Source organism: Streptomyces sp. NBC_01304 (assembly GCF_035975855.1).
Classification (GTDB): Bacteria; Actinomycetota; Actinomycetes; order Streptomycetales; family Streptomycetaceae; genus Streptomyces.
In genome coordinates this window covers 5,044,124-5,057,049 of the sequence record NZ_CP109055.1, presented here as the reverse complement: position 1 = coordinate 5,057,049, position 12,926 = coordinate 5,044,124, and the positions used below count along the sequence as shown (strand labels likewise).

Sequence of the window (12,926 nt, the reverse complement as noted above, 5' to 3'; positions counted from 1 at the left end):
AGGCGGTGGCTATGTCCGAAACGCGCACGTTTCAAGGCCCCTTGAGGTCTCAGTCTCTACCCAGGGGTTTGTGTTTTTCCAGCAAAAGCGGTTTGCTTTCCGACGTACTCCATATAACCGGGGACGGTGAAACAACGGCGCGCACGCCGTACGGCACCTGGCCCTGAAGTTATCGATGAAAGGAAATCCGGTGGCACAGAAGGTTCAGGTCCTTCTTGTCGATGACCTCGACGGTGGCGAGGCGGACGAGACCGTGACGTTTGCTCTGGACGGCAAGACGTTCGAGATTGACCTCACCACTGCCAACGCGGAGAAGCTCCGTGGGCTGCTCGATCCTTACCTCAAGGGCGGTCGTCGCACCGGAGGCCGCGCTTCTGGTGGTCGCGGCAAGGCTCGCGCCGCCACGGGTGGCAGCGAGAACACCGCGCAGATCCGTGCCTGGGCGAAGGAGAACGGCCACGAGGTCAACGACCGCGGCCGCGTTCCCCAGGCGATTCGTGAGGCCTACGAGAAGGCCAACGGCTGAGCACTGGCTCTCATCAGTCGGAGGCGGTGGCACTGCGTTGCCGCCGCATCGACGAGTCGTACGAGATCGGGAGCCGCGTCGCGGCCGCCTTCGGACACCGTCCGTTGACTCCCGAGTCCGGTGAGGGCCGGCAGCGTCGGCTCCACCTCGCACCCCGGCTCGGGGGGCCGCACCCACACGGCGGCTCCCCGCGGGCCCGACCAGTCGGGCGGCAGCGGCGCCGGAATCCGGCCGCCGGTGCCGACGGCGGTCAGATCGAGCGGCAGCGGACCCCACTGCAGCCAGTCCAGGAGACCGGGCAGTTCGTCCGCGGTGCCGGCGGCCACCAGGAGCCGCATCGTGTCCCCCTCCAGCGCGACCGGACCGGTCCTCAGCGCGTCCCCGAGTCGCCGCAGCACTGCGAAGCCGGCCTGGGCGGGCAGCTGCAGTACGTCGAAGCGCAGTCCCGTCAGCAGCTGCACCGGCGAGCCGGCGCCGTCCCGCACGGCGGCCCAGCCGAGTTCGTCCGCGTACCACCGCAGCACGGGATCGCCCTGGGTGAGCGGTCGACGGGGGAGCGGAACCTGAGCGGTTCCGGAGACTGTGAGAGCCATGCCAGGAGCAACTCCCCAAAGTCCTCGGAGTTACGCAGTGTGCTATGGCGATTGCGTAGGGTGGCTGAAATGGGGGCGTACGGGCGTCTTGGGCGGCGCAAGGGTGTTCGCCCGTAGCGGAGGGAACCGGTGCGCGCCGCATGGAGTGTCAGTCCTTACGGGTAAGACATTCCTAGTGGGGAGGGGCGACACGCAGTCTCGGGCGTTCCACGTTCGCCATCGGCGTACTGGCGAAGGGGGTAACTGCCTGGCCTGCGGGAACATCGTCTCGCACCATCGGGTTGGAGCAGTTGTCGGCGTTCGGGGTCAAGAGTTCCTCTGAGAGGGGGCCCGGTGTCGGCAGTTGGAATGAGCGGTCCCCGCTTGCGGGACTAAGCTGCGGAAGGACAGGGAGGGGACCGACCCCTTACTGCCTGACCGCTCTGAGGAGCGATTAACGATGTTCGAGAGGTTCACCGACCGCGCGCGGCGGGTTGTCGTCCTGGCTCAGGAAGAAGCCCGGATGCTCAACCACAACTACATCGGCACCGAGCACATCCTCCTGGGCTTGATCCACGAGGGCGAGGGTGTCGCCGCTAAGGCCCTGGAGAGCCTCGGGATTTCGCTCGAGGCGGTCCGCCAGCAGGTGGAGGAGATCATCGGGCAGGGGCAGCAGGCCCCGTCCGGGCACATCCCCTTCACTCCTCGTGCCAAGAAGGTCCTGGAGCTTTCGCTCCGCGAGGCCCTTCAGCTGGGCCACAACTACATCGGCACGGAGCACATTCTGCTCGGCCTGATCCGTGAGGGCGAGGGCGTCGCCGCCCAGGTCCTGGTCAAGCTGGGTGCAGACCTCAACCGGGTGCGGCAGCAGGTCATCCAGCTGCTCTCCGGCTACCAGGGCAAGGAGACCGCCACCGCCGGTGGTCCTGCGGAGGGCACGCCTTCCACGTCCCTGGTGCTCGACCAGTTCGGCCGGAACCTCACCCAGGCCGCTCGCGAATCCAAGCTCGACCCGGTCATCGGGCGCGAGAAGGAGATCGAGCGGGTCATGCAGGTGCTGTCCCGCCGTACGAAGAACAACCCGGTCCTGATCGGTGAGCCCGGCGTCGGCAAGACCGCCGTCGTCGAGGGTCTCGCCCAGGCCATCGTCAAGGGCGAGGTGCCCGAGACCCTCAAGGACAAGCACCTCTACACCCTGGACCTCGGCGCCCTGGTCGCCGGCTCCCGCTACCGCGGTGACTTCGAGGAGCGCCTGAAGAAGGTCCTCAAGGAGATCCGCACCCGCGGCGACATCATCCTGTTCATCGACGAGCTCCACACCCTGGTGGGTGCGGGCGCGGCCGAGGGCGCGATCGATGCGGCTTCCATCCTGAAGCCGATGCTGGCCCGCGGTGAGCTCCAGACCATCGGTGCCACCACGCTCGACGAGTACCGCAAGTACCTGGAGAAGGACGCCGCTCTCGAGCGCCGCTTCCAGCCCATCCAGGTCGCGGAGCCGTCGCTGCCGCACACCATCGAGATCCTCAAGGGTCTCCGTGACCGGTACGAGGCCCACCACCGCGTCTCCATCACGGACGAGGCCCTCGTCCAGGCGGCGACCCTGGCCGACCGGTACATCTCGGACCGCTTCCTGCCGGACAAGGCGATCGACCTGATCGACGAGGCCGGCTCCCGGATGCGCATCCGCCGGATGACCGCGCCGCCGGACCTCCGCGAGTTCGACGAGAAGATCGCGGGCGTGCGTCGCGACAAGGAGTCGGCCATCGACTCCCAGGACTTCGAGAAGGCAGCGTCTCTCCGCGACAAGGAGAAGCAGCTGCTGGCGGCGAAGGCCAAGCGCGAGAAGGAGTGGAAGGCCGGCGACATGGACGTCGTCGCGGAGGTCGACGGCGAGCTCATCGCCGAGGTCCTCGCGACCGCGACGGGCATCCCGGTCTTCAAGCTGACCGAGGAGGAGTCCTCGCGTCTGCTGCGCATGGAGGACGAGCTCCACAAGCGCGTCATCGGTCAGACGGACGCCGTCAAGGCGCTCTCGAAGGCGATCCGCCGTACGCGCGCCGGTCTGAAGGACCCGAAGCGTCCCGGTGGTTCGTTCATCTTCGCGGGCCCGTCCGGTGTCGGTAAGACCGAGCTCTCGAAGGCTCTCGCCGAGTTCCTCTTCGGCGACGAGGACGCGATGATCTCCCTCGACATGTCGGAGTTCAGCGAGAAGCACACCGTCTCGCGGCTCTTCGGCTCGCCTCCCGGCTACGTCGGGTACGAAGAGGGCGGTCAGCTGACGGAGAAGGTCCGCCGCAAGCCGTTCTCGGTGGTCCTGTTCGACGAGGTCGAGAAGGCCCACCCGGACATCTTCAACTCGCTGCTCCAGATCCTGGAGGACGGTCGACTGACCGACTCCCAGGGCCGCGTCGTGGACTTCAAGAACACGGTCATCATCATGACGACCAACCTTGGAACCCGTGACATCTCGAAGGGCTTCAACCTGGGCTTCGCGGCCCAGGGCGACTCGAAGACCAACTACGAGCGCATGAAGAACAAGGTCTCGGACGAGCTCAAGCAGCACTTCCGCCCCGAGTTCCTCAACCGTGTGGACGACGTCGTCGTCTTCCCGCAGCTCAGCCGCGAGGACATCCTCAAGATCGTCGACCTGATGATCGAGAAGGTCGACGAGCGCCTCAAGGACCGGGACATGGGCCTCGAGCTCTCCCAGTCCGCGAAGGAGCTCCTCGCCAAGAAGGGTTACGACCCGGTCCTTGGTGCGCGTCCGCTGCGTCGCACGATCCAGCGCGAGGTCGAGGACACCCTGTCGGAGAAGATCCTCTTCGGCGAGCTCCGCCCGGGCCACATCGTGGTCGTCGACACGGAGGGCGAGGGCGAGACCGCGACCTTCACCTTCCGCGGCGAGGAGAAGTCGGCACTGCCGGATGCTCCGCCGGTGGAGTCTGCCGGGTCGGCTGGGCCTGATCTGACGAAGTAAGGCCTTGCGGCCTGGTGCCGCGAGTTTGTGGGGCTGGCCCCGGACCGGGTTTTCGGTTCGGGGCCAGCCCCTTTTTCCGTACGGGGATTCAGTCGCGGACGACCTGGATGGTGGAGGGGAGCTGGTCGAGGCCGGTGAACGTGGTGCTGAGGTTGCCGAGCCTGAGCTCCCGCAGACACGGCAGAGCAGCCAGTGGGGCGAGGTCCACGGGCCTGGTGTAGGTGTCCAACGTCAGGGACTGGAGCGCCGGGCAGAACTCGACCAGCTGACGCAGGTCGGGGACGGCGAAGGAGATGCCCAGCATGACGAGGGAGCTGAGGCCTGGCAGCACCAGCTGCCGGGCCGAGGGCAGGTCCTGGGCCGCGATGGTCAGTTTTCGCAGGTGAGGGAGTGTGGCAACGGCTCGCCAGTCCGCCGCTGAGTACGGCATGTTGTCCACGGCCTCCAGTTCACGCAGTTCCCGGTAGTGCTCGATCGGTTGCAGACCTTCCCGCAGGTCGGCGAACGAGACGAGCAGTGACCGCAGGGGTGTGTCGGCGGACAGGCCGGTCAGGGAGAACGGCCGCGCGCGGTCCAGCGGCGGCAGGATGGTCACTGCTGTGAGCCGGGTCTGGTCGCGCAGGCACGACAGATCCGTGATGTGGGTCGCCCAGCTGAACCTCACATGGGTGAGCTGGGCCGATGCCGTGAATGCGGCCAGCGCCCCGGGTGTGACGTCGTCCCGCACTTCGAGCAGCGGGCGTGGTCCCAAGGTGCCGAGCGTCCTGAGCTCCTGGTCCGTCGTGACCGTGAAGTACAGCCCGTCAGGGCTGAGCCGGGCGATGACCTCTTCGGCGTACGGGACGGTGGGAAGGCGGTGCCACGCCCACATCAGTTGCCGGCGCACGAGCAGGGACTCATGGTCCGCGTATCGGGCCAGGAAGGGGATGGCGCGCTCGTCGCCCACGTGCGAGGCCGCCGTCACCACATGCGCGGCCGCTTCCTCGTCCAGGCCTTCCGGGCCCGGCAGCAGTTCGAGCACGATCGGGCCGGCTCCGGCCAGAGCGCGGGCCGCGTCCGCGTCGCGCGGTGGGACAAGCGACTCGGCACCGGCCGTGACCCGGCGACGTACATCCTCCGAAAGCCCGCCCACAGCCTGTTCCAGCGCCGCCGCGGCCACCAGGTGGATGCGGTCCCGCACCGCCTTGTCGGAGGAACTGTCCGCCTTCCTCAGCAACTCCTCGAAGATCTCAGCCCGTTCGCGGGGCCGCCCGTGCCCCACGGCCATGCGGATGACGTCCTGCCATTGGTCGTCTGCCGCATGTGCGCCGAGCACCCCGAAGTGGCCCTCGCTGACCGCGTACCGGGCACCCAGGTAGTCCTGGAAGGTGCGGTGGATGAAGATCATGGTCTGCGGATCCGGGTCGGTCAGCAGGCCGCTGCGTTCCAGGAAGTGGTCGTAGACGGCCGGGGCCTCGCCGATCGCTTGCCGTAGTTCGGGGACCGAGTCCAGGGTTTTGCCGATGATCGACTCCGCCCGTGAACGATCGAGCTCCGTCCGTCCGTTGAGGATCAGGTGGTACGCCAGCCGCTGCAGCACTTCGACCTGCGACTCCTGCGAGACCTCCGGCACGTGGATGTCCCGCTCCCGGTCCCGCCGGACAAGGAGCATGGCGAGAGCGGCCTCGTACAACTCGCGTCTGCTGTGCGGCAGATAGCCGCGCCGGTCCCGCTGCAGGGCGCAGATGAGTCCGCACATCAGCGGGTTGGTGGCGAGCCTGCCGAGCTCCGGCTTGGCGCGTACGGCCTGCAGGAGCTTTCTCTCGTACGCCGCCAGCTGGCCGTCCGCCTCGGGGTCGTCGGTGTGTGCCGCGCGGTGCCAGTGGCCGATGAACGACGCGGTCTCGGCGGCGCCCATGGGTGTCAGGGCGAGCTCGGCGAAGCCCTCCTCGGCCAGCCAGCCGGTGGGTACGGCCGAATTCCGGGAGGTCACCAGCCATCGGTTGCCCGGATAGAGCTCGACCAGTTCCGCCAGCCACGCTTTCGCCCGCGGTCGCTCCGCCTCCGGCACCTCGTCGATCCCGTCGACCAGGAGTAGCCCGCGGCCGGCCCGCAGCACCCGTGCCGCCCAGCCGGCCGGCTCGTCGTCGCGCACTCCGCAGCCGATGGCCGTGAGGAAGCTGCCGGGGGAGGAGGGGAGGCGTTCACCGTGCCGGGTCAGGGAGCGCAGGGGCAGGACGAAGGGGATGCGGTCGTCCAGGTACGCCATCGGGTCGGCTGGGTCGGCCAGGTCCTGGCGGGCCGCCGAGAGGGCCAGCCACTGCACCAGCGTCGTCTTGCCGGAGCCTGCGACGCCGCGCAGCAGGACCCGGTCGTAGTCGGCCAGGGCCCGGTCGGCGGGGCGTGGGGCAAAGGCGCCGCCATCGGTGTGCGGCAGGAAGACCTGGGTGATGCCTTCGTGGGACCTCCAGCTCAGGAAGAACTTCGGGTCCGGCTCGGCCGCCTGCAGGCTCAAATACGCCGCATCGATCGGCCACTTCCCCGGGGTATCCGCCAGATCGATCCCATAGATCGTCAGCCGACTGTGCTTCGCCTCGATGTACTCGAAATAGCGTGCCTCGAATTCCGCATCCAGCGCCCCCGGAAGCGGCGTCCGGGCGATCAGTTCATCGATCTTCGCGATGCTGTCGCCGAGCAGCCGGATCTCCTCGACATGGCTGCGTGCGACGAATTGAGAGCGCTGAGTGAAGAAGTTGAGGATATGGGCGCAGGCATCCTCGACGAGCCGCTCATAGAGATACGTCGCATCGGCGGACAGGTGCCTTTCCGGTGTGCCTGCCGCCGCCCGGAGTTCCCGGGCAAAAGCCCCCGCCCCCATACGCACCGCGGCGACATCCGTGAGGCCCAGCTCGCCCAGAGCAAACAGAGTCCCCGTCAACGCATCGATGACCGCTTGCCGCTCCTCGTAGGCAATGGGGCGCTCGCGCGTACGCAAGGCCGCATTCACCAGCCGCCCCGCGATCCTGCGTAGATCCTTCTCGCTGAGCGTCCGCTTCTCACCCCGGAACGAAACGAACCCCGATATCCGCATCGGCTTGTCCACCAGCCCCGCCCCGGGCCCGTCCGCGACGAAAAGCTTCTTGATCAGCGGAGCCGCCGCCCGCGAAGCCAACCGTGCCCCGCTCAGAAATGCCGGATCCATCAGCGCCAAGCCCCCCAGTAGGCCGTGCCATCAGCGGAATGCAGCGTAGCGGGGGTCACATTCGCAGGGTGTTGGATCTTGGGGCGCGGTGACATGACGCACAGGGGTTTTGTCCGGTACTAGGCGGAATAGTGGGGACAGCCCCCCAGTGGCCCGGGACCTTCGACGGGCAACCCTCGGGACCTTGGTCCTGGAGGGGGTGAGGCTAAGGGAATCCCGGGCGAGCGGTCGGAACGTACGGCCCCGAACTGGGGCTAAACCGGACCAGCGCTAAGAAACTTGGCATCGGGCGAATTTGGACATAGCGGTCGTCAAGGGTCGGTGAGCCCGAGCCTTGAGTACGAGCCTCGGTAGTAGGTGAGGGGTTTGGGCGGGGGCGGGGGCGCGGGTTACCAAGGTGGGGCATCCCGGTCGTAGGGGTCATTCCGTAAGGGGTTCCGCGGCCGGGTCTGTTCATGTCTCACGTCTTGCACTCTTGTCCGGCCACGGAGGTCATCCGCATGTCGAAGCGCGCCAAGTCCCACAGTCCCAGCCCGTCGATGTTCCGTACGCGGGCCGCCGTCATGGCCGCCGGCATCGGGGTGACGACGGTGCTCGGCAGCGGGATCGCCATGGCCGCCCAGAACGGCGGGGACAACGGTGTGACCACCGTGGCGGCCTCGATCGAGGCGCAGGCCACGGCGCAGGCGAAGGCGGCCGACGTGGCCCAGGCCAAGAAGGCCGCGGTCACCAAGGCGACGCACGGCTGGGAGGACCCGGTCGACAACTACACGCTCTCCGCGGGCTTCGGTCTCGGCGGCAGCCGCTGGGCCCACAAGCACTCCGGCCAGGACTTCGCGGTGCCGATCGGCACCGTGGTCGAGGCCGTCAGCGCCGGCACCGTGGTCAAGGCCGGCCCGAACGGCGCCGGTGACGGGCCCGCGTACGGCAACGCGATAGTGATCAAGCACCCCAACGGCAAGTACTCGCAGTACGCGCACCTGTCGCGGGTCGAGGTCCGGATCGGCCAGACCGTGAAGGAGGGCCAGCGCATAGCCCTCTCCGGCAACACCGGAAACTCCAGCGGTCCGCACCTGCACTTCGAGATCCGTACGACGCCGAACTACGGCTCCGCGATCAACCCGGTCTCCTACCTGCGCTCGCTGGGCGTCACTGTCTGACCCCCCGGCACTCTCAGCTCTTCGGCCCCGTGTGGGCCTGTGTCACCAGATCGAGGGCGACCTCGAGGATGGCCTTGCGCCGCTCCTCGGGGTCGTTTTCGATGTCCTGGAGGGCGAAGTGCCCGGCGTGCATGGTGAACAGCGCGCTGAAGCAGCGGACCTGGTCGGTCAGGGGTGCGTCCTTGTCCCGCATGATGTCCATCAGGGCGATGACGCGGTCCTTGAAGGACAGGCCGACGGTCAGTTCGCGTACGGTCGCCTGGTTCTCCTGCATGAAACGGAAGAGCCGCTCCGCGCCGATCAGCGCCTCGCTGTAGCGGCGTACCACCTCGAGCTTGGTCTCCAGCGTGTGCGGCTGCGCCTTGCCCCACTCGATCAGCTCGTCCATCGGCTTGGTCAGGTCCTCGAAGACGCTGATCAGGATGTCTTCCTTGGTCTTGAAGTGGTAGTACAGCGCCGCCTTCGTGACCTCGAGCTGCTCGGCGATCTCGCGCAGGGACGTCTTCTCGTACCCCTGCTCCGCGAAGAGTTCGAGGGCGATGTCCTGGATGCGCTGTCGCGTATTGCCCCTGCGGGGGCTCCGCGTGCTGCTCTCGCTCGTCATGGCGCTCGCCTTCTCCGTCGATTGCCCTAGGGCCAAGGGCGCAGTCGAACTTACTTGACGCCCGGCTAGTTAGGGGTCTACCTTCCCTCAGTGTAGACAACTAGCCGGGCGGCAAGTAAGTCCCAGGGGTCAGGGAGTGATGGAGATGGCGATAACCGAGCAGGCGACGAAGCCGCAGAAGCCACGAGGCAAGGAACAGCAGCAGGAGGCCAAGCCGCGCAGTGTGCGCGTCGTGCTTCTCGCGCTGATGATCGCGATGCTGCTCGCGATGCTGGACAACATGATCATCGGCACCGCGATGCCGACGATCGTCGGTGAGCTCGGCGGCCTGGAGCACCTGTCCTGGGTGGTCACGGCCTATACGCTCGCCACCGCCGCGTCCACCCCGATCTGGGGCAAGCTCGGCGACATGTACGGGCGGAAGAGCACCTTCCTCACCTCGATCGTGATCTTCCTGATCGGGTCGGCGCTCTCCGGAATGGCCCAGGACATGGGCCAGTTGATCGGCTTCCGTGCCGTCCAGGGTCTGGGCGCCGGCGGTCTGATGGTCGGCGTCATGGCGATCATCGGCGATCTGATTCCGCCGCGTGAGCGCGGCAAGTACCAGGGCATGATGGCCGGCGTCATGGCGCTCGCCATGATCGGCGGCCCGCTGGTCGGCGGCACCATCACCGACAACTGGGGCTGGCGCTGGTCCTTCTACATCAACCTGCCGCTTGGCGTGATCGCCCTCGCCATGGTCACCATCGTGCTGCAGCTGCCGAAGAAGCGGTCCAAGGCGCGCATCGACTTCCTGGGCGCGGCGCTGCTGACGGTCGGCATCACCTCGATCGTCCTCGTCACCACCTGGGGCGGTACGGAGTACGCCTGGGGCTCGGGCATGATCCTCGGGCTGATCGCCCTCGGCGTGGCCTCGCTGGCCGCGTTCCTGTTCTCGCAGACCAGGGTCCCCGAGCCGATCATGCCGCTGCACATCTTCCGCAGCCGCAACTTCACCCTGATGTCGATCATCGGCTTCTTCACCGGCTTCGTGATGTTCGGTGCCGTGCTCTACCTGCCGCTGTACCAGCAGTCCGTGCAGGGCGCCTCGGCCACCAACTCCGGTCTGCTGCTGCTCCCGATGCTGCTCTCGATGATGGCCGTCTCGCTGATCGCGGGCCGGGTCACCACCAACAGCGGCAAGTACAAGGTCTTCCCGATCGTGGGCGGTGCCCTGATGACCGTGGGCCTGTTCCTGCTCGCGCAGATGGACACCGGTACCTCGCAGCTGACCTCGGGGATCTACATGGCGGTGCTCGGCGCCGGAATGGGCTTCCTGATGCAGATCACGATGCTGGTCGCGCAGAACAGCGTCGAGATGAAGGACATGGGCGTCGCGTCCTCCTCGACGACCCTGTTCCGTACGCTCGGCAGCTCGTTCGGCGTCGCGATCATGGGCGCGCTGTTCACCAACCGGGTGACGCACGAGATGGCCGAGCGGCTGCCCGGAGCCAAGCTCCCCAACGCGCAGTTGGACGCCAAGAGCCTGGAGGGGCTGGCGGTCCCGGTCCGTGAGGCCTACCAGTTCGCGGTCTCGTCCGGCACCCACGCGGCCTTCCTGCTCGGCTCCGCGGCGGCGGTCGTCGCCTTCGTCGCGGCGCTGTTCGTCAAGGAGGTTCCGCTGAAGGGTGCCGCCCCGAAGCCGGCCGCGGCTGCTCCGGAGGGTGGGGACGCTCCGCGGGACGCGAGGTGACGGCGGTCGCAGAGTCCGCCTGATCCCGGCCCGAGCCCGGCCGACGAAGCCCCCTGGTGCTTGTGCACCAGGGGGCTTCGTACGTCTGAAGACTTCTGCTTCTCAGGCTGCTTCTCGGGCTACTTCTTGGGCGGGAACAGCATCGGAAAGCTCCCCGTGTTCGTCGGCGCGTGCTCCGGCAGCCACAGCACCGCTACCGCGCCCTCCGCCGGACCCTCGCCCAGCTCGGGCCCCACATTGCGGAACGTCAGCCGTGCGCCGAGCACCCGGGCCTGGCCCGCCGCGATCGTCAGACCGAGGCCGTGGCCGTGGCCCGCGCGGTCGCTGCTGCCCGTGCGGAAACGGCTCGGGCCCTCGGCGAGCAGCTCCTCGGGGAAGCCGGTGCCATGGTCGCGGACCCGGATCACCCGGCCCTCGACCGAGATCTGGATGGGTGCCTTGCCGTGCTTGGCCGCATTGGCCAGGAGGTTGCCGACGACGCGCTCCAGGCGGCGCGGGTCGGTGGTGACCTCCGACTCGTGCACCACCTGCACCTCGACGTCCGGGAAGGCCGAGGCGACCCGCCGGGTGATGAACTCGCCGAGGTTGATGTCCTGCAGCTCGGCCCGCTCGGAGGCACCGTCGAGCCGGGCCACCTCGAGCACGTCCTCGACGAGGGTGCGCATCGCCTGTGCCCGGTCCCTGACCAGCTCGGTCGGCCGGCCGGGCGGCAGCAGCTCGGCCGCGGTGAGCAGCCCCGTCACCGGCGTACGCAGCTCGTGCGCGATGTCCGCGGTGACCCGCCGCTCGGCCTCGTAGCGCTGCTTGAGTGCGTCCGCCATGGCGTCCACGGCGTGCGCGAGATCGTCGGTCTCATCGCGTACGACACCGCCGATGGCGTCGCGTACCCGTACGTTGCTCTCGCCCGCGGCGACCAGATTCGCCGCGCTCGCCGCCTTGCGCAGCCGGCGCGAGAGCTGGCCGCCGACCAGTACGCCGAGGGCGCAGCCGCCGAAGACGACCGCGATCGAGCCGATGACCAGGGCCTGGTCGAGGTCCTTCATCACGGTCGTGCTGCGGTCCGTGAAGCGCGTGTGCAGGGACAGGATGCGGCCGTCCTTCATGGGCATCGCGGCCCAGATGTCCGGCACGCTGTTGCCCTTGACCTGCACATACGTCGCGCGGCGGCCGTTCGAGACCTTGGCCTTCAGCTCCGGGGGCAGATCCGAGTCGTCGATCCTGGCGCCGAGCCTGACCTGTCTGGACGACTCGTAGTAGCGCTGCGCGATCTGCAGCCGCTCGTCCTGCACATCGCGCGCGTTGTCGAGCATGGTGACACGCGCGGCGTTGTGCACGACCAGACTGAGCACCAGCGCGACCAACGCGCTGACCAGCGCGATCGCCGCACTCAGCTTCCAGCGCAGCCCTGTCCTCAGCCCCCTGGGCAGCCCCCCGAACCTCATCCCTTGAGCTTGTATCCGAAGCCGCGAACCGTCTCGATCCGGTCCTGTCCGATCTTGGTCCGCAGTCGCTGCACATGGACGTCGACGACGCGGGTGTCGCCGCCCCAGCCGTAGTCCCAGACGCGCTCGAGGAGCTTGTCGCGGGACAGGACCGTGCCGGGGGAGTGCGAGAACTCCAGGAGCAGGCGCATTTCCGTCGGGGTCAGGGCCACCGGCTCACCGGCGCGGCGCACCTCCATGCCCTCGGTGTCGATCTCCAGGTCGCCGAAGGTCAGGACGCCACTGGACAGCTGCCCCGTGTCCTCGTCGCCCGCCGCACCCGTGCCGCTGCCGGGGCCGCCGGCGTGCCCGAAGCGGCGCAGGACGGCGCGGATCCGGGCGACCAGGACGGCGCCGTCGAAGGGCTTGGTGACGTAGTCGTCGGCGCCGGCCTCCAGGCCGAGCACGACGTCGATCGAGTCGGCCCGCGCCGACAGCATGATCACGGGAACCGTGGACTCGTCCCGGATGCGGCGGCACAGCGAGACCCCGTCCAGGCCCGGCACCATCACATCGAGCAGGGCGATGTCGGGTTGGTCGGCACGGAACGCCTCAAGGCCCGCCAGGCCGTCGGGCATGGCGGTGACCACGAAGCCGTCGCGCTCCAGAGCGAGCTGCGTGGCCTCGCGGATGACGTCGTCGTCCTCGACGAACAGGACGTGTACGCGCGAGTTCTGCTCTGCCATTCCGCTC

General features: G+C 68.0%; 9 protein-coding genes. 4 read left to right on the top strand and 5 right to left on the bottom strand.

What is annotated here, in order from left to right:
* Nucleotides 1-190 precede the first annotated feature (190 nt).
* Entirely contained in the window at nucleotides 191-526 is a 336-nt protein-coding gene (locus OG430_RS22210) for a histone-like nucleoid-structuring protein Lsr2 (RefSeq protein ID WP_327354311.1), read from the top strand.
* Here the strand turns inward: OG430_RS22210 and OG430_RS22205 are convergent.
* Nucleotides 505-1,119 carry an SCO3374 family protein gene (locus tag OG430_RS22205; RefSeq protein WP_327354310.1) on the bottom strand — a complete coding sequence of 205 codons (615 nt, stop codon included), beginning with the start codon at nucleotides 1,117-1,119 and terminating at the stop codon, nucleotides 505-507. The two genes, OG430_RS22210 and OG430_RS22205, sit on opposite strands and share 22 nt — an antisense overlap.
* Nucleotides 1,120-1,558: 439 nt before the next feature.
* Here OG430_RS22205 and OG430_RS22200 point away from each other — a divergent pair, with 439 nt between their 5' ends.
* Complete coding sequence (locus OG430_RS22200) at nucleotides 1,559-4,075, top strand: ATP-dependent Clp protease ATP-binding subunit (RefSeq protein ID WP_327354309.1); 2,517 nt, start codon at nucleotides 1,559-1,561, stop codon at nucleotides 4,073-4,075.
* An 88-nt stretch (nucleotides 4,076-4,163) separates the two neighbouring features.
* Here the strand turns inward: OG430_RS22200 and OG430_RS22195 are convergent, their stop codons facing one another.
* On the bottom strand, nucleotides 4,164-7,256 hold the full coding sequence (locus OG430_RS22195) for an NACHT domain-containing protein (protein WP_327354308.1): 3,093 nt from the start codon (nucleotides 7,254-7,256) through the stop codon (nucleotides 4,164-4,166).
* 500 nt (nucleotides 7,257-7,756) lie between these two features.
* Here OG430_RS22195 and OG430_RS22190 point away from each other — a divergent pair, with 500 nt between their 5' ends.
* Nucleotides 7,757-8,416, top strand: coding sequence for a M23 family metallopeptidase (locus tag OG430_RS22190; RefSeq protein ID WP_327354307.1), 660 nt, complete (start codon nucleotides 7,757-7,759; stop codon nucleotides 8,414-8,416).
* Between the two features lie 13 nt (nucleotides 8,417-8,429).
* Here OG430_RS22190 and OG430_RS22185 read toward each other — a convergent pair whose 3' ends face one another.
* Nucleotides 8,430-9,020, bottom strand: coding sequence for a TetR/AcrR family transcriptional regulator (locus OG430_RS22185; RefSeq protein ID WP_327354306.1), 591 nt, complete (start codon nucleotides 9,018-9,020; stop codon nucleotides 8,430-8,432).
* Nucleotides 9,021-9,165: 145 nt separating this feature from the next.
* Here OG430_RS22185 and OG430_RS22180 point away from each other — a divergent pair, with 145 nt between their 5' ends.
* On the top strand, nucleotides 9,166-10,752 hold the full coding sequence (locus OG430_RS22180) for an MDR family MFS transporter (protein ID WP_327354305.1): 1,587 nt from the start codon (nucleotides 9,166-9,168) through the stop codon (nucleotides 10,750-10,752).
* Nucleotides 10,753-10,871: 119 nt separating this feature from the next.
* Here OG430_RS22180 and cseC read toward each other — a convergent pair whose 3' ends face one another.
* Nucleotides 10,872-12,194 (bottom strand): two-component system sensor histidine kinase CseC, encoded by a 1,323-nt coding sequence (cseC, locus tag OG430_RS22175; protein ID WP_327354304.1) that lies wholly within the window; start codon nucleotides 12,192-12,194, stop codon nucleotides 10,872-10,874.
* A complete protein-coding gene (cseB, locus tag OG430_RS22170; RefSeq protein WP_327354303.1) occupies nucleotides 12,191-12,919 on the bottom strand; it encodes a two-component system response regulator CseB in 729 nt (242 codons plus the stop codon). Before cseB ends, cseC begins: the two co-directional genes overlap by 4 nt.
* Between the last annotated feature and the right edge of the window lie 7 nt (nucleotides 12,920-12,926).

Coding starts and splice junctions, on each gene's coding strand:
- OG430_RS22205 (WP_327354310.1), bottom strand. CDS start 1,119: ATGGCTCTCACAGTCTCCGGAACCGCTCAGGTTCCGCTCCCCCGTCGA.
- OG430_RS22200 (WP_327354309.1), top strand. CDS start 1,559: ATGTTCGAGAGGTTCACCGACCGCGCGCGGCGGGTTGTCGTCCTGGCT.
- OG430_RS22195 (WP_327354308.1), bottom strand. CDS start 7,256: ATGGATCCGGCATTTCTGAGCGGGGCACGGTTGGCTTCGCGGGCGGCG.
- OG430_RS22190 (WP_327354307.1), top strand. CDS start 7,757: ATGTCGAAGCGCGCCAAGTCCCACAGTCCCAGCCCGTCGATGTTCCGT.
- OG430_RS22185 (WP_327354306.1), bottom strand. CDS start 9,020: ATGACGAGCGAGAGCAGCACGCGGAGCCCCCGCAGGGGCAATACGCGA.
- OG430_RS22180 (WP_327354305.1), top strand. CDS start 9,166: ATGGCGATAACCGAGCAGGCGACGAAGCCGCAGAAGCCACGAGGCAAG.
- cseC (WP_327354304.1), bottom strand. CDS start 12,194: ATGAGGTTCGGGGGGCTGCCCAGGGGGCTGAGGACAGGGCTGCGCTGG.
- cseB (WP_327354303.1), bottom strand. CDS start 12,919: ATGGCAGAGCAGAACTCGCGCGTACACGTCCTGTTCGTCGAGGACGAC.